Here is a 20843-nt window from a genome sequence, read left to right as displayed (position 1 = left end):
ATACATATAAAATTTGAAAGAAAAATTGCGGATTTACTAAAAATACAAGGTCCAGAAAAAAAATTTGACAAATAAAAAAAGCGAGGCCTAAATCTCGCTTTTTTTAACATTACTTACATTTCCTTAACCTATTTAGAATTTGATTCTACTTTATCTAATCGGTTTTGTAAATTGGTAATTTGTTTGTTCTGTTCAATAACATACAACGTTAATTCTTCGATTTTTTGAAGTAATTTAGCGTTCATTTCTGCCAGCATAAAACCGTTCTTTTCTATTTCTTGGGCTGAGGGAATTTCTGGCAAATGATTATTTTGCTCAATATACTCTTTAACTTCCTTCAAGGATTTTAATTTGTAATCTTTTGCGAAGACATAATCTGGCCAATTCCAGCTATTCCCTGATTTCACTACAACTTCTTCACAACCAACAATACCTTTTACAGCGAGCTTATTTCCATTTGAATTGCTTGTACCAATAGAAACATCACCAGTATTTCTGTCAAAACTCATAAATTGCAACCCTTGAACGGTTCCATTTCTTCTAAAAATATCTAAATTCCCATTTATCGGATTGTCATAAAATGCCCAGCCATAGTTAGCACTAGTAGGAATTACTGAATTCAAAACGGCCAAAAAAGGCGTAGAACTACTAGCTCCATGATTCAAAAACAGAGGAGTACTTTCTCCAATAGCAACGTCTCCAGTATTTCTATTAAAACTCATAAATTGTATTCCTTGTGAAGTTCCGTTTCTTCTAAAAATATCCAAATTACCATTTGTAGAATTATCATAAAATGCCCAGCCATATTTGGCATCCGTTGGAATTACTGAATTCAAAACAGCTAAAAAGGGTGTAGAACTACTGGCTCCGCGATTGAGAAACAAAGGACTAGATCCTCCTAATGTTAACATAGAGTTTGGATTTGAAGTTCCAATTCCTATATTATTATTTCCCGATGATCCTTGAACTATACCACTTGGTGTGTAAATTTGTGCCTTTACAAACGATATAGAAACTAATAACACTACAATCGTTAACTTACTTTTCATATATTTTATTTACAATTATCTTTCTTTATTATTTCTAAAGAATTCTGCAGGTTTTTAATTTGTTTATTTTGTTCAATAACATACAACGTTAATTCCTCAATTTTTTGAAGCAGTTTAGCATTCATTTCGCCCAGATTAATTCCGTCTTTCAAAACTTCTTCTTCATTTGGAATATTTTCTAAATGACCTTTTTCTTTGATATGCATTTCAATTTCTTCAAGTGTTGGCAGGTCATATTCTTTTTTAAAGACGAAATCTGCCCAGCCTGCTGCCTGTACTTTTACTTCTCTTGCTCCAATTGAACCTTCTACCGCCAGTTTATGAGTTCCTGTTGTAGTTGTTCCTATTCCTAAACTTCCATTTGAAGTTAAAATCATTTTTCTAGCCCCAAACGAATCCCAGGAAAATAATGGTCTATTAACAACAGCAGAACTACTTATCCTAGAGTCAAATACCATAATAGGATTTGCACCATTATCACTAAGGCCGTCAATACTTCCTGTTAAATAAAGGGCTGCCCTATTATCCGTAATATGATATCCTTCTATGCATGGCATAAATTGTCCGTCTGTATTTGTAGAATTGGCTATTTTTAAATAATCTTTAGAAGCATCGGTGACATTTAATTTTAGCAGAGTTTCAGCACCAACAACAGCAGTGCTTGTGATTTCTAAATTTGCAGATGGAGCTGTTGAACCAATACCAACTTTTCCATTTGTAATTTGCATAACGCTTCTGCTAGTCCAGTCACCAAACCGAATTCCTCCATACCAATGTATATCCAATCCCGAGGAGCTGGGAACGCTATAATGTCCAATTGTATAATTATTTGCATCATTAAATCCTACAATTGGCAAGGTAGTTTGACTATTGATAATAGATGTAAATGATGCGAAGATCATTATAAGCCATTGGTTTAAATTTATTTTTTTCATTTTATAATTAATCGATGATCATTTTATGTACGTTTTTAAAGTTTAGATATATCTCTTTCAATCTTAGTCAGCCTTTCAGAAAACTCTTTAAGCATTTCATTCTGAATTTTTAAATCTTTGATTTCTTTATTTTGCTCAATAACATAAAGTGTTAATTCTTCCATTTTTTGCAGAAGTTTAATATTCATTTCAGACAAATTGATTCCGTCTTTTTGCATTTCCTGAGCCGAAGCAATTTCTGGTAAATGTTTATTCTCTTTAATAAATTTATCTAAAAAGTCTAACGAATTGAGGTTGTAATCGTTTTCAAAAACAAAGTCGGCGCCGGCATTTACTGTTACTTTTACTTCTCGTGCATGAATATTTCCTGCAACAGTAAGTTTTTCTGTTGGATTTGATGTTCCTATACCAACATTACCATTTTGAATTGCTTTAATTGCAAGAGAAGCTCCATTTGCGGTATAATTGTTTCCAACGTACAAATCCCAATCAGTAGTCATTGGTAAAAATTTTGAAACAGCCAGATCATTTCCAATGACATTCAAAGCGGTAAAAGCACCATTTGAATTTAACGAAACAACTTTTATATAAACTGTAATGGGTACTGTAGTCGTTCCATATGTATTAATTGCTCGTATTCTAAATCGTGGGTTTAAATATTCTGTATTACAATCAATTGTGAAATTTGTATTAGTGCCTACATGAGGATTGTTGTTTGTTCTCCCAACTTCTCTCCATAATGCAGGATTTGCATGCGATAAGGATGCCAAGTGTGTTGCTGCCGCAGCTATGCCGCCACGCGTATAATTTATAGAAACCTGATAGTTACCGCTTGCCCCTGCAGACAATGGACTTACTTTTACAAACTCAATATAATCCCCTATAGTATATCCAGCTGGAAATGTTACACTGCTTTCGTATTCATTTATATAAACCGCCTTATAAGCTTTGGCAGAAAGAAGAGGTGAACATAAAATAAGTAATGTTAGAATAAATAAGTTTTTTTTCATTTTTATTTTTTTAATTGACAAATTATTTTATTTGAAATAATTTCTTACAAATATATAAAATTAAGTTAAATCCTGTTAATTTAAAAAATTGAAACGGTCTAACTTATCGTTGCCGCACGAATTCTTTCATGTGATACATTTTTATTTAAACATCAAACAGTTTATAACAATTATAACATTAACTAATCCTATACCTTAAATCTTTTCTTTTAAATTCTCAACTGCTTTTGTATCATAGATTAACCGATGAATCTTTAATCATCAGGCTATATAGAAGGATTCGTTTGCTGCAGGGACCCTCTGGATGGTAAAAGGATTTTATCTTTCTTAACTTCTAAAAAATATTTTTAACTACCAATCAGGTTTCCAATTTTCTAAAAATTCTCTAGGTACTCTCTTCTTAATGAAAATTTCTCCATATTTATAATGATCTTTTAATTTAATTCTATCACCAATTATAACACCTTTTTTATTACTAATATATAAAGAGCAATCGCCAATAGTAGATATTTTTGTTTTTATAATACTATCTTCTAGCCAATAATATCCCATCTTAGCTCGTCTTGGATCAAAAAAAGAACGCTCCAAATTTAGAGTATCAGTTTTAAGGATAATAAAAAGTCCTAACTTTCCATTAGGATAAAACTTCATATAACTAGTATAAGGATAGGAATTATCATCATTTTTTTCAAAATAAACATATTCATTTGATATGTTATTCGTACTAAAACTAATTGATAATTTGTACAACGCAAGCGTGTCTATTATATCATAAGCTATAAAAGGTTTTAGTCTATTTATTTTTTTTCTTGGCAAACCAAATTCAGAAACCATCCCATTATAGCAACAACTACTTAATAAAATTATTATACTAAAATTTATAATTATCTTTTTTACCATGATGTAAATGTGTTAGAGGATTTATATTGAAAGTAACCTTTCCAGTTCCATGATTGATTTTCGAATCCCATTTGTCTCTTGTCAAAAAGTGATTTACCATTAAACCAAGGTATTCGTAAATTGTGAATTGCTTGATCTTGTATAGCATGTCAAATATGCTCGTTATTCATACCTAATACTATATCTCCCCCTGCTGGCGCGAGCATCTTGCTCCCCCCTGCTGGCGCGAGCATCTTGCTCGTGAACACCTGCTGCCGCACGAATCCTTTCGTGTGGCACGTTCTACTTAAACACTAAACATCCTGAACCCTTTTTATCTACAGTAATCAATTGCACCGCTATATAGAAAAATCTAACTTTGATCACTATACCACACGAAAGGATTCGTGCGGCAGCGGGGGGCAGGCCCTTAGTTAAACAATGATTTAATACATTGTTTTATAATAAATATCAATTTTAGAATATTCACTCTCAATGTAATTTAAAAAATTGCGATTTAAAAAATCCTCTCCCACTTCTAAACCTACATCAACAGGCATGTAATAAATAAAACTCTTCCAATCATCAATATAATCAAAATCTGCCCAAAGATTTGCTACCTTTTTCATTTTATCTGAAATGGTTGTTGCAGTTTGATTTATATCCTTTAACAAGGAAAGCCCCCATATCTTCAATCCTAATTTATATTTTCCCTCGTTAATGTTTGAAATATTACTTAATATATCTTTCAACTTTTCACAATTTAAATCAGACGAATATAAAAGTGATATTTCTCTCTCATTCAATTTTTCCAATTCTTCATTATCCAAATCTTTTAGCACATCATCTATAGAAATAAAATTTCTATCTAACCCTACATAAGCAATTACACAATTTAGCTTTATATTATTTCTTTTTAAAGTATTCATAAAAATCAAATTATATTTTAAAATCTATTTGGAATCCCTGTTATTTTAGCACCTGGTATGAAAACTCGATGAGTGCAATTACCTCCATTCTCAACGATCCACTCAAATATCCCATTAACACCTTTCATGGAAGCTCCTTCAATTTGATACAATGATCTACTTATGCCATCTCCTCCTTTCAAAGTAAATTTAGTTGCACTTCCCATATTATTATCAACAATCTTAGAAAAAGAATGGTTTAAGTCAGTAACATCTATACTTTTATATCCAGCCGAAGAATATGGGTCAATTTGCTTATAAAAAACAGAATTTCCACTTTTACCATCGATACTACTAACTGTATCCCATTTACTAGCAGTATTACCCATATCTATAGGTTCCTGCTGTATTTTTACTGCTTTATCATACGCTATTTGTGCACTTTCTTCAAAATTAGTAACGTTTTTAGCAATTACAGATGGATTAGGTTTACCAGTCCAAGTATTTAATCCTTGCGCCTGTGCACTTCTATATCCCTGATAACCTCCTGTAACTCCAGATATCGCAATTGTAAAACCCGCACCCTGAAATGGATTTTGCCCTTCAATTACATTACCAACACCATTCAGTGCTAAATTTGTTGAAATAGAATAGGCAGTACCATTTAAAATCCCAGCAGGTGCAAAACTAGCAGCATATCCTCCTGCAGCCCCAAAAACACCTCCTTTTAGTCCACCATATGCTCCATCTAGCATTACTTGCCCAAAACTATTTCCATTTAAAGCCGAACCAGTCACACCACCTGCAAATCCAGCAGCTGCACCTGTTATCATTGAAGCAGCAAGAGGCGAAGCCCCCCTGCTGCCGCACGAATCCTTTCGTGTGGCACGTTCTGCTTAAACACTAAACATTCTAAACATATAATATTAATAAGCACTTTTGGTTCAGAGTAATCATTTGTTTTGCTATATAGAAAAATCTAACTTTAATTCACCATACCACACGAAAGGATTCGTGCGGCAGTGGGGGAGGCAGTATATGAAACTATGTATTCTCGAGAAAAAACAAAAACAAGCTCTATTAGTTTTAAATAATACATTTTAGATTTTTTTATTTAGCAATCCCATATGTTGCAATATAGATATCACGAGAAATCATAGATAAAATGCTTACTACTACAATGTCCACAATTAAAAAAGAAACAACAATAATCTTTTGCTTTTTTGAAAGTGGATATTCCACAACCCAGTTATATTCTTTTTTATCAAATAATTTTTTAAATAAAAGTAAAATACCTGTAAACAACCCTACAATGAAAATTTTACTAAGAGAAATGAAAAACGAAATGATCATTTGTAGATTTATCATAAAAATAGAAGACATAATTATACTTGGAAATATTTTCCAATAGTCGCCTTTACTTTTATAAAAAAAAAATATAAATTCTAGCTAAAAACACAAAAATAATTTCGAAAAATTTAAACATAATCCATTAATATTAATTTCTTACCCTAGTATTATCAATTTGTACCCTCTGAAGCTCTCTAAAATCCATTGATCTATGACTGAAGTATTCTGGTGTACTTCGTACACCCTCGCTGACGCACGAATCCTTTCGTGTGGCTCGTTTGCTTAAACACTAAACATCTTAAAAACTACTACATCATCAATAAGTCCTTTCTGACCACAATAATCAATTACACTACTATATACATAATCTCCCTGCTGGCGCGAGCATCTTGCTCGTGAACACAATCTAAATCAATTTATATTTTACTATAAGATAAATTCCTGTTTTGTTAGCAAACTTGCTTTTTTCTACTCATCTTTTTTTTTATTTATCATGAGCTAACTCTCTTTGCGTTCACGAGCAAGATGCTCGCGCCAGCAGGGGGGCATTTACTCCTCCGTAATTGTTCCACATTTTTAGTGACATTTGAGTTACTCCAACTCTTGGTAATGCATTAAAATCTTTTTGTTCTGTTCCCCATCTTAGACTATTAGAGCCTAAATTTCCATCAAAAGTCTGACTGTAAATTATTGCATTAAAAAACATCACTGCAAAAAACATTACTTTTTTCATATTTAAAATTTTATATTTTGTTATTCACTATTCTATATTTTTTTAAGTTAAATCCTGTTAACTTTAAATTTTAAACAAGACTATTCGACAAACTAGATATCTAATGCATTATTTAAATTCTTTCATACAGAAAATTTTAATTAAGCTTCAAAATTATAAACTCCAAACTTTCTAAAAACAAATCTTTATATTCATTTCGGGTAAATACATCTAACCATCCTACAACAGCAAAGCTTATAAAATACAAACCTTCAGGATTATGAAATTTATAATTTCTACTCATTCTAAAGCATTAAAAATTTATAATTTGGATTTGATCAGCATAGCGCCACACGAAAGGATTCGTGCGGCAACTGGGGAGATTGATTTATATAACTCATCTAAAAATTAATCTTAATACCTTCTTTTATAAAATTATTAAAATCTTCATCAGTTTTAATTGGATAATCGCCTAACAAAAGGCTTTTTTGAGGGTCTTTTTTATTATAGGCCACAACAAATTTATCGTTGACATTCGGGGAAGAAGGAAGTTTATAAAACAACATATCATAATTATTAGTATAACGAATATCATTTACAGTATATGAATATGTTATTGAGCTTCTGCCTACATTATACCCAATTGTTCCTCTATTAAAATAAGCTTCTACATTACCTACAGAGAAGTCATACTGATCCAAAGAATTTTCGGCCTTACGTTTATTCATTTTATTAGCTACTAATAGTACAATTAAACTAAAAATGAAAATAATAATATGATATTTTTTATCCATCACTTTAACCTTTATATTTCTTTTGTGAAAAATTGTAATTATACTTTTGTGGAATTACTGTTCGCTGTGGCATAAAAACATCTGTACTTTTCAGGCAAGCTTCTAATTGGCACTGATTTTAATTGTAATGATTCCCCCGCTGCCTCACGAATCCTTTCGTGGCAAGTTCTATAATCGTTTAAAATTTCAATTTAACATTTTTATACTTTTTCAAGAAAACATTAAAATCTTCTTCGGTCTTAATCGGGTAATCTCCTAACAAAATACTTTTCTGTGGATCATTTTTATTATAAACTACAACAAACTTGTCATTAACATTTGGCGAATATGGCAGTTTATAAAACATCGCATCATAATTATTTACATACTTAACATTGTTTACAATATAAGAATATGTGATAGAACTAAAAGTAGCATTATATGCTACTGGAGCTCTATAAAAATATACTTCAATAGTACCAACTATGTAATCGTAGTTCCCCAAATCTCTTTTAATTTTATCTTTAACACCATGCTTTCCCACCAAAAACATTATTAAACCCATAACTATAATTAAAACTAGAACATTAGCATCATACTTTTTAAACATAATATTATCCTTTATATTTATTGTTCGTAATATTGTAATTGTACTTTTGAGGAATTACTGTTCGTTGCGGAATAAAAACTGGTGTAGGTGGAATAACCACATTTTGTGGCAAACTTCTAACGGGAATTGATTTTAATTGTAAAGACTCTAGAACAGGCTGATTCTGCTTAATAACTTCTACAGGTACTTTTGTTGAATTAGATACTTTAATTGTTCCATCCAGCCCCCCTAGTATTGCTGCTGAAGCTATATTGACTGGATCAAAAGCAGCCTTAAAACCTTCATTAATATTTCCCGATAATGTTGATGTGACTAAAAAAGAAGATACTATACTTCCAAAGGTATTATTAATGCCTTCATTTAATATAGGATTGCCAAAACCAACAATTCCATTCGGAAATACCAACCCAAGGCCTCTTCCAAATCCCAAAGTTAAACCTCCTGAAACAATTCCATTTCCTGTGCTTGTAAGTGTAGTTGACATATCATCGCCATTAATTACAGAATTACTAAAATTTTGAAATCCTGCTGCCCAAACAACCCCATAAGGTCCACCATAAACCGTTAATGCTCCTGCTACCGCCCCTGTGCCAGTATACGAAATAAATTTATCCCACTTAATATCTGAAAACTTACCAGTTCCTCCCGTTATTTTATCCCAATTTTGATAAACATTAATGGCTGCGCTAACAAGAATAATACCAGCAATAACTAAAGGTACAATTTCTCCGCTTGGGTCAGTAAATTTTAAAGGATTATTAAAAACATACCCATAACGATTGTAGCTTTGAGCGTTAAAAGGATCCTGCACAAAATTATCAGGCTGTAAAAAACGATGCAATTTAGGATCATAAATACGTCCGTTCATGTTTATTAGACCAACACTTTGCAGGTGTTCATGACCAGTATAGCCACGATCTAAAACTGTAAGACCTGTAAGAACATTTCCTGCTCCGTCTTTTACACTTACTATAGCTCCCCAGGCATCGAACAATCGTTTTTCGAGTATTGCTCCATTAGCATCAGTAATAGATAAAATACTGCCTTGATAATCTCTTTGTAAATATAAGTAATTCTGAGTGGCACCATTGCTTTTTGCTACAATTGGAGCGCTGTAACCATCTCCTCCTATATAGGTTACAAATTCAAACACTCCTGTGACTATATTTTCCTTGATTTCCATAGTGCCATCGGCAGAATAATATTTGCGTAATGGTCTTTGAAGTTTATCATCTTGCAAACCGCCATAAAACATTGCAGTACGGCTATTTGCATCATTATAATTAAAACTTATTTTATCAATTCCTGGTTCTTCAATCGATACGGGACTTTTAAAAGTATTATAGCTAATAGCTTGCGTTGGTTTTGCTGTATAATAGGTTAATGCATCTTGCGTAACTGTAATCGAGTTATTTTGATACGGTTTATCTTTTATAGTATACCCATAAGTTCCTAAATCATTTTGTGTAATTCTTCCCTGATCGTCATACAATTGTTTTTCTTGTACTCCTTTAACGTTTGTAAATTCTGTTAAACGGTCTTGTGAGTCGTATTTAAAACTTTCGTTTCGGCTAAACAAACTGTTTGTTCTGCTGGTCAGGTTACCTTGTTTCGCATCAAAAACAGTATTTAAAGTTAAGATGTTTACTGAGCCAGCTGTTTTATCATATTTAAACTGCGATGCCAGCCCATAAGTATCATATGCATTGATAATTGTAAGGGGTCCGTTTTGAGCTGTAAGCAGTTGTCCTCTGGCATTTACTGTGTTAACCTGCCATAATACTGCACTATTAGCATTGTCTAATATCTGCCAATGCGCACCATTTTTATATACATTTTTAACCGTTTTACCGCTTGATTTCCCTCCTCCTGCTGCTGTTGAAGTTTCAAGCTCTACTCTTCCAAAAGCATCATAACTTATAATTTTTGTAAAAACTGCAAATGGAGTTGTTTCAATAGACTTATTAACTCGTTTATAATTATCATAATTATACTCATTTGTAATGGTATTGGTTCCGTTACTAAAATCCTCAAACTTAGAATTTAAAAGTAATTTAGACGATGAATCGTAGGTGTATGTTGTTTTAGAATTTGTATTAGTTCCTGAAATTGTTTTTTGTTTTATTTTCCCAACATCATCAAGTACGTAAGATGTCGCTCCGTTTGGGGTTGTTTCTTTTACTGTTTCTCCAAAAGTGTTATACTCATAAGTATAGGTTCCGGCAGAAGCATCTACAAGCTTTGTTTTTCTTCCCCAGCCATCTTGCGATATCGTTGTTTTAACACCATTATACTCTGATTCTTTTAAATTACCATTGGCAAAATAAGTGTACTTAACTGTTCCTCCCGGCGTGTCTGTCATTGACACTACGTTACCTATTGCATTTTTTGTTGAGGCTTTTGTTTTTACTCCATCATTTACTGTTGTCGTAAGACCGGAATAAGTGATATCTGTAATTTTTCCTGTAAAAGCTATACTCTGCTTATTTCTCCCATAAACATCAAATAGTACTTCATTCCATTGTGTTGATGATGATCCAAAATAAGGTTCACTCACTTTATAATTTCTATCATAAATATCATATAAATAAGAAATAAATGAGAAGGAACCGTTAATGTCTTTTACGCCGGATTTTATTTTTCGACCTAAATCGTCAAATGTTTCTTCGGTTGAACTGCCATCATCAGCTGTTGACGTTACGACAGTTTCCTCTCCATTTCGTTTATAAACAAAGTTGTTTGTTTTTCCTAAATAATCTTTTGTCTTGGTTTTTTTAAACCATGAATCATATTCATACGACGTAATTAAGCCGTATGGATTTTTTTCTGATTGTAATGTGCCGTCAATATTGTAGATATATGTAGTTGACAAACCTTCTATATCAGTACTCAAGGTTAGGTATCGGCCTGAAGCATCATATCCATAACTCGTCATTCTTGATACCAAGCCTGTTGCTGAAATTGTTTTTTTTATAATATTACCAAAACCATCGTACTCGTTATCTTCTGTTATATAATCTGTATTTGTTCCTTTCTTTTTGATTTGACTCAATAAATTATTTTTATATGCATATATTTCTTCGGTTGACATCACATCTCCCGTAACGGTCACTGTTTGATTTTTACTCGTTGGTCTGCCCACGATGTATGGTGATGCCGTTGGAGAGTTTTGATATGCTATATTGGAAACTGTAGTTTGAACTGTTGTTCCCCCTTCTTTTAATAATGTTGTCGCCTTAAGCGGATTATTATAAGTATCGTATTCTGTAGCTGTCTCTGTACTTGTATTTTCTAATCCATTATATTGTTTTACTGTTGTATTTTTAAGTTTAAAAACTTTATTTGACAACAGTTCAGCATCATAAAATAATCGTGATTTTGTAATATAGTTTGTTGGCGCGTTTGATGACTTATTTGCCTCTTCATTTATTTTTGCCGTAAATGTGCTGCCTGATTTAATCCACACCCCAGGCTTTAAGGTTATGCTTTGTATTGCCACTAAGTTATCTGTCGTAGTTACGGTATAGTCCTTTTCTTTAATTATTGTATTAGGTGTAATAGCCCCTGAAACAGTAAGAGGCCCATGCCATCCAAGTGTTGTATAATTTTCAATATTGGCACCTCTCAAACTGATATCATTTTTAGAGATCGTTGAAATTATTTGAGAGTCGTTTTCATACCAGTTTGTTTTAGATGTAGATCGAAAACCTAAAAAGCCAATACCCTCCATGTTAGAAACCGCGCCTAAATAAGAATACTTTTGTTTTTTATAAACAGCTTTGCTCTGTTTTTCCAGCATTGAAACAATCTTAAAGCCCGGCGCAATTACAATATCAAAATTGGGAAAAATTTCTATTGGAGATGTTGGGCTATAAATAGGCTCATACGGGTCTTGTTTCAAAGGTTTATATGTTATGGTCTCTTTTACTTTATTTCCATTTGTAATTCCTTTTAACAATACATCTTCACGATTATCTTTTGGGCTTTTAAAAGACTTAATCATATTATCAAAAATCAAACTATACTCCAAATTTTGATTTATCTGATTGTGATTTGTAAATATAGGGATAGAGTTTCTTCCTATTCCTGCAAACTCTTCTGGAGCACCAATTACAGAGAATTTAACTTCTTTATCTGTAACGATTTGATTTTCGTATAAAATCAATTTTGTTACTATTGGAGAGCCAATTGGTCCATAACTTGCATCTTTTGCAGCCGTCAAATTTTGCTGATATAATATATCAGTTTTTCCATCACCATTATAGTCATTGGCGATATAAGTGCTTTCCTTTAGACTATATGGATATCTAATGATACCGTCTTCTCCTAAAACTTCAAAATTGCTTTGTTTTCCATATTCATATAAAATTCCTATACTCGAATTTATTTTATTAAATCCTGCACCTGTAGCAAGATAAAAATTCCAACTATCTTTATTTAGCTCATTTGGTATTACAAAATCTATTTTACCATCACCATTATAATCACCTATTAAAATTGGCTTGTCAAGGGCAATCCCTGAATCAGCAGATGCATTTTGATACAATAAGGTTAATTTATTGTCTTTATTTAAAGTATATACTTTTATAAAACCAGATTCTAAAACATAGATATCAGATTTTCCATCACCGTTGAAATCGGCTATATAAATTTTTGTACCAGAGCCAATACTCATGGCAATATTTCCTATGTTATCAGGTTGATCAGCGGTAAGTCGTCTATCTAAATTGAAAAAATGAACAGTTCCGCCTTGATATAACGGTCTTTGATATTCTGTTGTACGGCTTCCAAAATTACAGACAGTCATATCATAGTAAAAACTTTTTTCAATTCCGATAACATCTGTAAGACCGTCTCCATTAAAATCTCCACTGTAATAATCGATAGGAATATTTTCTAATACTACTCCCTTATAGTCTTTAGGATCGCAATAAGACCAATTGGATGCTTTTGTTACAGTTTTACTAAAATTATATTGTTTTTCATAATGTTTAGTAGTCGCTGAAGTAGAACCAGGACCATGTAGTGAAATAATACAATTTTCATCTGTTTTTTTTACAACTGCCCATCCTTGTGGCAATAATTTATTATCTGAACTTAAAAAAGCAGCAGGAAAAATATTTTCAAAAGTTCCTACATAATCTTGTTGACCTGGATTAAGCCTTCCTGACGTAATGTTTGAAAACAAAGTATATTTATCTTTTAAGCCTGCCGTTTTTGAATATAAAATAATATCTGTTTTACCATCATTATCAAAATCACCAGTAATATAATCAGTATTCAAGTTATTTATCCCTGACCATCCGAGTGTTGCTTCTATATTTGCTTTAAGGGGAGTAGGACTAGTAGTATCATCATAGCTAAAAGTAGTAGGATTATAACTTTTAGTATTATCACCACTTTTTTCTGTAATAGATTTCAAACGTTGATAATTCAAAGAAGTTGTTTCTTGATCCAAAACATAATTTCTAAAACCTAATCCATTTCCGACAACATTAATTTCTTTTAGAATTGTATTTCTAATAACACTAAGACCACCTACATAAGACTGTTCAGTACGTTTCCTATCATTATATTTAAATCTAATTTCATTTATAGGTGTTGCAGTTCCAATACTACCATATTTTATAGATATTATATTTAATACATTATTAAATGAATTCTCTGATGCAGAATAACTATAGCTTATTCGCACTCCTTGAGGATTTTCCCAATATGTAATTGCCCAATCTGTTACAGATCGAGAATCAACTGAATTACCATAATAAGCTTTTGAGCCATCTGGATATTCAACTAAAAAATAAGCAGGGCCATAATTTACACCCAATGGATGTACTCCAAAAGACGTTATTTTTATATTAGAAAAACTTTCAGTCTCATAAATTGTTTTATCAGCGCCGTAAATTCCATTCGTTCCATTTTTAACTATTAAGCGCTGACCATCTAATGCAAATCGATCTAAAGCATTAAAATCAACAGCATCAATGACATCGTCATGAAATTTAGTTGCAGGAATTCTTGAAATTGTTGAAACTCCAGCTATATTCCATCCGTAGCCGGCCATTTCATTTCCTGACTGACTATTATATGTCAAACTTATTTGTGGTACAATTCCATTAATTCCCGGAGGTACTGCAATAGGTATTTTGTAATTAGCTGCTCCAGTAAGAGAAACAGACAATTCTCCTTCTATAACACCAACTTCTGTAGACTGTCCAAAACCAAATAAACCAACTAATAAAAATAAAAGAGTAAAATAAAACTTCTTCATAGCCAATTATTGTTTAATAATTTTAATAGATTTTTCTCCTCCATCTCTATAAGAAAGCAGTACCAGATAAATACCTGTTGGATATTGCTGAAAAGGGACATCTAAATTACTTATGCTACTATTTAGTTCAAAGGTTCTTAAAACCTGTCCAGTTATAGAATAAACATGAACAGAAGTCACATAATTATCCTGAGCCAGCTGCCATTGCAGGTACAGTTGTTCTTTTACAGGATTTGGATAGTAGGAGATAACATCTTCCGGAAAGAATTTCTCTAAATCATTTTCGACAACTGCCTCTATTTCTTTAACCTGCTGTACAGATTTTGACAAACAATTGATGCATAGTACTCTGTTTGTTTGATTTCCGGCACCATCATAACTAAAAGTTAGTTTTGTTTGGGCGTTTGCAGAAAAACAAAAATGCAGCAGAATAAAAAGAAGACATGTTCTCATAAATAATAAAATTTAAAATATTTCCTACAAACGTATAATTATATTTTAAATCCTACAAATTTAATGTTAATAAAAAAATTTAAGCACAAAAAAAGCGAGACCTAAATCTCGCTTTTTTAACATTATTTGTATTTTAAAAAATATCTACTCTACCGTAACCGATTTTGCCAAGTTACGCGGCTGATCAACATTACATCCTCTCATAACTGCAATATAGTACGAAAGCAATTGTAATGGGATTGTCGTAATAAGCGGCGATAATGCATCTGAAGTTTCAGGAATTTCGATTACATAATCGGCTAATTCGCGAACCTGCGTATCTCCTTTTGTAACAACGGCAATGATTTTACCACTTCTGGATTTAATTTCCTGGATGTTACTTACAATTTTATCGTAGTGACCTTGTTTAGGTGCAATTACAATAACCGGCATCTGCTCATCAATTAAAGCAATTGGTCCGTGTTTCATTTCGGCAGCCGGATAACCTTCAGCGTGGATATAAGAAATCTCTTTTAGTTTTAAAGCTCCTTCTAGTGCTACCGGAAAATTATATCCCCTGCCTAAATAAAGGCAGTTAGGAGCATCTTTAAATTTAGCAGCAATTTCTTTTGCTCTGTCATTTGTTTCTAATGCTTCTGCTACTTTTTCAGGAATTAATTCTAATTCTTGTAAGTAAGCATGGAAATCAGAATTTGATAAGGTTCCTTTAGCTTTCCCTAATCTTAAAGCAATCATGGTAAGAACCGTGATTTGAGTTGTAAAAGCTTTTGTAGAAGCTACTCCAATTTCTGGTCCTGCGTGCGTGTAAGCACCTGCATGACTTTCTCTTGAAATAGATGAACCTACAACGTTACAAACTCCAAATACAAAAGCTCCGTTTTCTTTAGCCAGCTTAATAGCCGCCATAGTATCTGCCGTTTCCCCAGATTGAGAAATAGCGATTACAACGTCATCTTTATTGATAATTGGATTTCTGTATCTAAACTCAGAAGCATATTCTACTTCAACCGGAATACGTGTAAATTCTTCAAAGATATACTCAGCAACTAAACCTGCATGCCATGAAGTTCCACAAGCAACAATTAAAATTCGCTTAGCGTTTAAAAATTTCTCAAGATTATCTTCAACACCAGCCATTTGAACAATTCCTTCATTGGCATGAAGTCTTCCTCTGTATGTATCTTTAATTACACTTGGCTGTTCGTAGATTTCTTTTAGCATGAAATGATCATAACCTCCTTTTTCAATCTGCTCCAAATTCAATTGAAGTTCCTGAATATAAGGATCTACTAAAGAGTCATCTTTAATTTTTCTTACTTTTAGAGGTTTATGCAGTCTGATATTAGCCATTTCTCCATCTTCTAAATATACCGCATTCGAAGTATATTCAATAAACGGAGAAGCATCAGAAGCAATAAAGAATTCTCCTTCACCTACTCCAATTGCTAACGGACTGCCTAATCTTGCTGCAACAATTTCGTTTGGATTTTTTCTGTCAAAAACAGCAATTGCATACGCTCCAACAACTTGATTTAACGCAATCTGAACTGCTTTACCAAGCTTAATTTTTTCGTTTTTCTGAACTTCTTCAATTAAGTTTACTAAAACTTCTGTATCAGTATCAGATTTAAAAGTGTATCCACGCTTAATTAACTCTTCTTTAAGCGGCGCATAATTCTCAATAATTCCATTGTGGATAATTACTAAATCCCCAGAATTAGAGACATGAGGATGCGAGTTCACGTCATTTGGTACACCGTGGGTTGCCCAGCGGGTGTGCCCAATTCCAATATTTCCATTTATTGTAAAACCTATCTTCGATTTAGCTTCAAGATCAGAAACTTTGCCTTTTGTTTTACAAACTTTTATACCTGATTCGTCATCATACAACATAACGCCGGCACTATCGTATCCTCTGTACTCAAGCCGCTTTAAGCCCTTGATAACAATAGGATAGGCCTCTCTATGGCCGATATATCCAACAATTCCACACATATATTACTTATTTATTTGGTTTCGTGTAGTAAACCTCAAGCCTCAATCTTTTATCATAATTTGAATCACCTGCAGGAATATTATTTCCAAATAATATAGTTCCTAACGGATTCATAACTGATGCTCTCGGTGCTTCTGAAAAATATTCATTTGGATCCACTTGTGGATTAAGCTGAATTCTATTTTTCAATTTATTTGATGTTATAATACTTATATCATCTGTAACAACCAGTCCTAACTTTACATTAACTGCGGTTGTTGTTTTTATTAAATTACGTATGTGATTTGTAATTCTAATTTTATAAGTACTTCCTCTTCCTGTTGTTGCATCAACATTTATTATACCTCCAAAAATAACTTTTGACATCCTTGCATCAGATGTTATACTGGAACTTCCGTCTGCTGAATAATCTAAAAGCGGTGTGCTGTTCTTAAAATCATACAAGTAAACTCTTTTTGGTTCCTGTGCCTGTAAATTGTCAGTCTTTTTAACTGCCATTTTTTCTGCATCAACATGAAAGACCAAATTAGCTTCATTTACCAGCCATCCGTTTTTTCTAATTTCTTCTAATTTAGAACCAAAGTCTTTAAGTTCTATAATTGCAAGAGATCCCTGACCGCCTTTTAAATAAAGATTTTTATCTCCGGTAGTCATATTACGTGCAGCTACGGCATTTTGGTAATCAGTATCTTTAACATCCTGAAGAAGATTAACATTACTTCCTGTTAAATTTATTACTATAGTCCTGTTTTCTTTTGTGTCATCAGGATCGGTTGTAATGTCTGTCTTCGCTTTATAATAAACCGTAATTTTTCCTTTCGAAAAATCCATTAATGCCATATTACTTGGCTTTTCCGTTTTTTCTACCTTAAAATACAACCCTCTAAAATATTCCTGAAATACATCGGCAGCAGAAAGTTTTTCTTTTGCAGCATTTAAAATTTTAGATTGAAAAAATGCCTTATTTAACTTTAAGCGCATCGCTGGAGGCGTCAAAGTTGTAACGTCTTTATTATCTTTATCTTTTGTTTTCTCGTTAATTTCGACAGCACTAAAAAAGAATTGATTATTTTGTCTTTGATCTTCATCATCATTTAACAATGTTCCTTTGTTAGTATCAAAATCACTATTTTGGTCATTATAATAGAGCTGTGCTAATTGAGTACCATTATCAAAATAAGAACTTCTCATTTGAAACTTTGACTCATAAACACTTAGCTTTAAAGTTGCATCAGCTTGCTTTCCATAAATAGAATCAAGTTCATAAACGTGAGTTCCATTAGTATTTGTACTTATAAGACGACTAAAATAAGGTATATTAACTACCACACTATCTATAACTGGTGTTTCTCCAATTGACGGAGCATACGCAGCAAGCGCTACCTGTGTATTATAATTTGCAGTGGTTGTACCAAAAACCGGATTATCATAAATCCCTAAAGCATTTGTAACTAAAGCATTTGATTGTATTGGAGTTACTTCTTGATTATAAGCTATAACATCATATTTTTCAGATTCCAATCCAAAATGATCATCACCAATTAAATCATCACCAATCGCATTAAAATCTTTGTCGCAGGAATATAATAAAACAACTGTTGCGGCTAATAGAATTTTCTTAATAAAAGAAGTATTGTACATATTCGTATTAATAGTTAAAATTTAAAGACCCATAGTTTTATAGAAATTTGTATACGCCTCGGCGAATGCATCTTTCGCGGCGAAAGGTAAAAAAGGTTTTCCTGAAGATTCTATAAATTTTGTTAAACTTGGAGAAACATTTTCTGACGCAATAATGACAGCATCAGAATGCAATATACTGGCCTTTAAGACATTTTCGTAATTTGGGGTTTCAAGATCAGAAACTGATTCGTGCGGAACACCATCAAATTTAACCTTGTTTATCATTTCTAAATCTAAGTTTTCATCAAAAGACTGACCATAAACTGAGGTAACGATTTTTGTATCATTAAACAATGCCTCATTTTTATAATAGTGTTTCATATAAATTGGAAGCATCGCCGCTAACCATCCATGAACATGAATAATATCCGGAACCCAATTTAATTTTTTTACAGTTTCAACAACTCCCTTTGCAAAAAATATAGCCCGCTCGTCGTTGTCTGGATATAAAACCCCTTCTTCGTCTGCAAAAGTTGCTTTACGTTTAAAATATTCATCGTTATCAATAAAGTAAACCTGAATTCTTTCTTTTGGAATTGAAGCTACTTTGATAATCAATGGCATATCTAAATCATTCACTACCAAATTCATCCCTGAAAGCCTGATTACTTCGTGTAATTGATGTCTTCTTTCGTTGATATTTCCATATCTTGGCATGAAAATTCTTATCTGACCTCCCTGATCGTTAATCATTTTAGGAACGTCATAAGACATTAAAGAAACCTCATTTTCAGCCAAATAAGGCACGACTTCAGATGATACGTATAATATCCTCTTATCTTTCATAATAATATTTTACTTAATTTTTGGTAATAAAAACGTCGCAAAATTACAAAATTTTATGCAGTTTATAACTAATATATTATGTTTGCACTAAATTTTAATAATACTGCCATGCATATTTTCTACGGTAAAGTAGCTCTGATAGCTTATTTAAAAACTATCAAAACCGCAAATTCGACTATAGGATTTGTCCCAACCATGGGAGCTTTACACCAAGGGCATCTGGCTTTAATGCAGCGTTCACTTAAAGAAAATGACGACACAGTTGTAAGTATTTTTGTAAATCCAACGCAATTTAACAATCCCGAAGATCTTGAAAAATACCCTCGAACTCTTGAAGAAGACGTTAAGAAAATGAGAGGTTTAAGTGACAAAATAATTTTATATGCTCCTTCTGTAGATGATATTTATGAAGGACAGACTATTTCGCAGTCTTTTGACTTTGACGGTTTAGAAAATCAAATGGAAGGAAAATTCCGTCCCGGACATTTTAACGGTGTTGGAACAATTGTAAAACGTTTGTTCGAAATCGTGACGCCAACCAATGCTTATTTTGGCGAAAAAGATTTCCAACAGCTTCAAATTGTTAAAAAACTGGTCGAAAAAAACAACCTTCCGGTAAATATTGTAGGCTGCCCTATTTTTAGAGAAGACAATCTTTTAGCAATGAGTTCCAGAAATGAAAGGCTGACTGCTGAAGAAAGAAAAGAAGCTTCTATAATCTATAAAGTTTTAACAGAAGCTAAAGAAATCTTCCAAAACAGTACTCCCGAGGAAACCATTAAATTTGTCGAGGATTCCTTTAAAGACAACGAAAGATTTGACCTCGAATATTTTGTCATTGCTGATGAATCGACATTATTACCTATCAATCATAAAACAAACGACAAAAAATACCGCGCGTTTATAGCGGTATTTGTTAATTCTATAAGACTGATAGACACCATTTCATTAAATTAAATTATCTTTGCTCCATGCAAATTCAAGTTATAAAATCAAAAATTCATCGAGTAAAAGTTACTGGAGCTGATTTAAATTATATTGGCAGTATTACTATTGATGAAACTCTACTAGAGGCTTCTAATATTATTGAAGGCGAAAAAGTAGCTATTGTTAACATTAATAACGGAGAACGTTTTGAAACTTACGCCATTAAGGGAGAAAAAAATTCAGGCGAAATCACACTGAATGGTCCTGCTGCCCGAAAAGTTCAAAAAGACGACATTATTATTATCATTTCGTATGCAACCCTGGATTTTGAAGAAGCTAAAACCTTCAAACCGTGGATCATTTTCCCAAATGAAAACGATAATTCGTTAACATAAATCACATTTCTTTCTTATTTACGTGTGTAATTTGTCAAAAAATATTTTTGTACAAATAGATTTTCTTTTGCCTAAATTGAAAATTTATTACCCGTAAGAAATCATT

General features: G+C 32.5%; 18 protein-coding genes. 2 read left to right on the top strand and 16 right to left on the bottom strand.

Annotation, left to right across the window (positions count from 1 at the left end; all coding sequences use genetic code 11):
* Positions 1 to 128: 128 nt before the first annotated feature.
* From LUU93_RS20450 to LUU93_RS20375, 16 genes are all read right to left on the bottom strand, one after another.
* Positions 129 to 1049 carry a hypothetical protein gene (locus tag LUU93_RS20450; protein WP_232683018.1) on the bottom strand — a complete coding sequence of 307 codons (921 nt, stop codon included), beginning with the start codon at positions 1047 to 1049 and terminating at the stop codon, positions 129 to 131.
* Positions 1050 to 1054: 5 nt separating this feature from the next.
* Complete coding sequence (locus tag LUU93_RS20445; RefSeq protein ID WP_232683017.1) at positions 1055 to 1984, bottom strand: hypothetical protein; 930 nt, start codon at positions 1982 to 1984, stop codon at positions 1055 to 1057.
* A gap of 35 nt (positions 1985 to 2019) precedes the next feature.
* Positions 2020 to 2994, bottom strand: coding sequence for a GAS domain-containing protein (locus LUU93_RS20440; protein WP_232683016.1), 975 nt, complete (start codon positions 2992 to 2994; stop codon positions 2020 to 2022).
* 351 nt (positions 2995 to 3345) lie between these two features.
* Positions 3346 to 3894, bottom strand: a complete 549-nt coding sequence (locus LUU93_RS20435; protein ID WP_232683014.1) for a hypothetical protein — start codon at positions 3892 to 3894, stop codon at positions 3346 to 3348.
* Positions 3895 to 4319: 425 nt separating this feature from the next.
* Positions 4320 to 4802, bottom strand: a complete 483-nt coding sequence (locus LUU93_RS20430) for a DUF2247 family protein (RefSeq protein WP_232683013.1) — start codon at positions 4800 to 4802, stop codon at positions 4320 to 4322.
* Positions 4803 to 4819: 17 nt separating this feature from the next.
* Positions 4820 to 5614: a hypothetical protein gene (locus LUU93_RS20425; RefSeq protein WP_232683012.1), complete on the bottom strand. Its 795-nt coding sequence runs from the start codon at positions 5612 to 5614 to the stop codon at positions 4820 to 4822.
* Between the two features lie 277 nt (positions 5615 to 5891).
* Positions 5892 to 6164, bottom strand: a complete 273-nt coding sequence (locus tag LUU93_RS20420; protein WP_232683011.1) for a hypothetical protein — start codon at positions 6162 to 6164, stop codon at positions 5892 to 5894.
* Positions 6165 to 6645: 481 nt separating this feature from the next.
* Positions 6646 to 6864, bottom strand: a complete 219-nt coding sequence (locus LUU93_RS20415; RefSeq protein WP_232683010.1) for a hypothetical protein — start codon at positions 6862 to 6864, stop codon at positions 6646 to 6648.
* Between the two features lie 136 nt (positions 6865 to 7000).
* Positions 7001 to 7147 carry a hypothetical protein gene (locus tag LUU93_RS20410; RefSeq protein WP_232683009.1) on the bottom strand — a complete coding sequence of 49 codons (147 nt, stop codon included), beginning with the start codon at positions 7145 to 7147 and terminating at the stop codon, positions 7001 to 7003.
* A 97-nt stretch (positions 7148 to 7244) separates the two neighbouring features.
* Positions 7245 to 7571: a hypothetical protein gene (locus LUU93_RS20405; RefSeq protein ID WP_232683008.1), complete on the bottom strand. Its 327-nt coding sequence runs from the start codon at positions 7569 to 7571 to the stop codon at positions 7245 to 7247.
* Positions 7572 to 7815: 244 nt separating this feature from the next.
* Entirely contained in the window at positions 7816 to 8181 is a 366-nt protein-coding gene (locus LUU93_RS20400; protein ID WP_232683007.1) for a hypothetical protein, read from the bottom strand.
* Between the two features lie 49 nt (positions 8182 to 8230).
* A complete protein-coding gene (locus LUU93_RS20395) occupies positions 8231 to 14497 on the bottom strand; it encodes an RHS repeat-associated core domain-containing protein (protein WP_232683005.1) in 6267 nt (2088 codons plus the stop codon).
* 6 nt (positions 14498 to 14503) lie between these two features.
* Positions 14504 to 14950, bottom strand: a complete 447-nt coding sequence (locus LUU93_RS20390; RefSeq protein ID WP_232683004.1) for a T9SS type A sorting domain-containing protein — start codon at positions 14948 to 14950, stop codon at positions 14504 to 14506.
* 144 nt (positions 14951 to 15094) lie between these two features.
* Positions 15095 to 16945: a glutamine--fructose-6-phosphate transaminase (isomerizing) gene (gene glmS / locus LUU93_RS20385; protein ID WP_232683003.1), complete on the bottom strand. Its 1851-nt coding sequence runs from the start codon at positions 16943 to 16945 to the stop codon at positions 15095 to 15097.
* Between the two features lie 7 nt (positions 16946 to 16952).
* Positions 16953 to 18587, bottom strand: coding sequence for a BamH family beta-barrel-assembly machinery protein (bamH, locus tag LUU93_RS20380; RefSeq protein ID WP_232683002.1), 1635 nt, complete (start codon positions 18585 to 18587; stop codon positions 16953 to 16955).
* A gap of 21 nt (positions 18588 to 18608) precedes the next feature.
* Positions 18609 to 19415, bottom strand: coding sequence for a glycogen/starch synthase (locus tag LUU93_RS20375; protein WP_232683000.1), 807 nt, complete (start codon positions 19413 to 19415; stop codon positions 18609 to 18611).
* 78 nt (positions 19416 to 19493) lie between these two features.
* Between LUU93_RS20375 and panC the strand changes: the two genes are divergently transcribed.
* The gene (gene panC, locus LUU93_RS20370; RefSeq protein WP_232682999.1) at positions 19494 to 20372 is read left to right on the top strand and encodes a pantoate--beta-alanine ligase; all 879 of its coding nucleotides are present in this window, start codon (positions 19494 to 19496) and stop codon (positions 20370 to 20372) included.
* A gap of 14 nt (positions 20373 to 20386) precedes the next feature.
* Positions 20387 to 20737 (top strand): aspartate 1-decarboxylase, encoded by a 351-nt coding sequence (panD, locus tag LUU93_RS20365; RefSeq protein WP_053473997.1) that lies wholly within the window; start codon positions 20387 to 20389, stop codon positions 20735 to 20737.
* Positions 20738 to 20843 lie beyond the last annotated feature (106 nt).

Origin of the sequence: Flavobacterium soyae (assembly GCF_021245985.1) — a bacterium.
GTDB classification, from domain to species: Bacteria; Bacteroidota; Bacteroidia; order Flavobacteriales; family Flavobacteriaceae; genus Flavobacterium; species Flavobacterium soyae.
The sequence above is the reverse complement of the archived record's forward strand: the minus strand, read 5'-3'. Positions and strand labels throughout refer to the sequence as shown.

Excerpts from the sequence above, each read along its gene's own strand:
- LUU93_RS20410 (WP_232683009.1), bottom strand. The coding sequence starts at position 7,147 with ATGAGTAGAAATTATAAATTTCATAATCCTGAAGGTTTGTATTTTATA.
- LUU93_RS20420 (WP_232683011.1), bottom strand. The coding sequence starts at position 6,164 with ATGTCTTCTATTTTTATGATAAATCTACAAATGATCATTTCGTTTTTC.
- LUU93_RS20405 (WP_232683008.1), bottom strand. The coding sequence starts at position 7,571 with ATGAATAAACGTAAGGCCGAAAATTCTTTGGATCAGTATGACTTCTCT.
- LUU93_RS20375 (WP_232683000.1), bottom strand. The coding sequence starts at position 19,415 with ATGAAAGATAAGAGGATATTATACGTATCATCTGAAGTCGTGCCTTAT.
- panC (WP_232682999.1), top strand. The coding sequence starts at position 19,494 with ATGTTTGCACTAAATTTTAATAATACTGCCATGCATATTTTCTACGGT.
- LUU93_RS20440 (WP_232683016.1), bottom strand. The coding sequence starts at position 2,994 with ATGAAAAAAAACTTATTTATTCTAACATTACTTATTTTATGTTCACCT.
- LUU93_RS20400 (WP_232683007.1), bottom strand. The coding sequence starts at position 8,181 with ATGGGTTTAATAATGTTTTTGGTGGGAAAGCATGGTGTTAAAGATAAA.
- glmS (WP_232683003.1), bottom strand. The coding sequence starts at position 16,945 with ATGTGTGGAATTGTTGGATATATCGGCCATAGAGAGGCCTATCCTATT.
- LUU93_RS20395 (WP_232683005.1), bottom strand. The coding sequence starts at position 14,497 with ATGAAGAAGTTTTATTTTACTCTTTTATTTTTATTAGTTGGTTTATTT.
- LUU93_RS20450 (WP_232683018.1), bottom strand. The coding sequence starts at position 1,049 with ATGAAAAGTAAGTTAACGATTGTAGTGTTATTAGTTTCTATATCGTTT.
- LUU93_RS20430 (WP_232683013.1), bottom strand. The coding sequence starts at position 4,802 with ATGAATACTTTAAAAAGAAATAATATAAAGCTAAATTGTGTAATTGCT.
- LUU93_RS20445 (WP_232683017.1), bottom strand. The coding sequence starts at position 1,984 with ATGAAAAAAATAAATTTAAACCAATGGCTTATAATGATCTTCGCATCA.
- LUU93_RS20415 (WP_232683010.1), bottom strand. The coding sequence starts at position 6,864 with ATGAAAAAAGTAATGTTTTTTGCAGTGATGTTTTTTAATGCAATAATT.
- panD (WP_053473997.1), top strand. The coding sequence starts at position 20,387 with ATGCAAATTCAAGTTATAAAATCAAAAATTCATCGAGTAAAAGTTACT.
- LUU93_RS20425 (WP_232683012.1), bottom strand. The coding sequence starts at position 5,614 with ATGATAACAGGTGCAGCTGCTGGATTTGCAGGTGGTGTGACTGGTTCG.
- LUU93_RS20435 (WP_232683014.1), bottom strand. The coding sequence starts at position 3,894 with ATGGTAAAAAAGATAATTATAAATTTTAGTATAATAATTTTATTAAGT.
- LUU93_RS20390 (WP_232683004.1), bottom strand. The coding sequence starts at position 14,950 with ATGAGAACATGTCTTCTTTTTATTCTGCTGCATTTTTGTTTTTCTGCA.
- bamH (WP_232683002.1), bottom strand. The coding sequence starts at position 18,587 with ATGTACAATACTTCTTTTATTAAGAAAATTCTATTAGCCGCAACAGTT.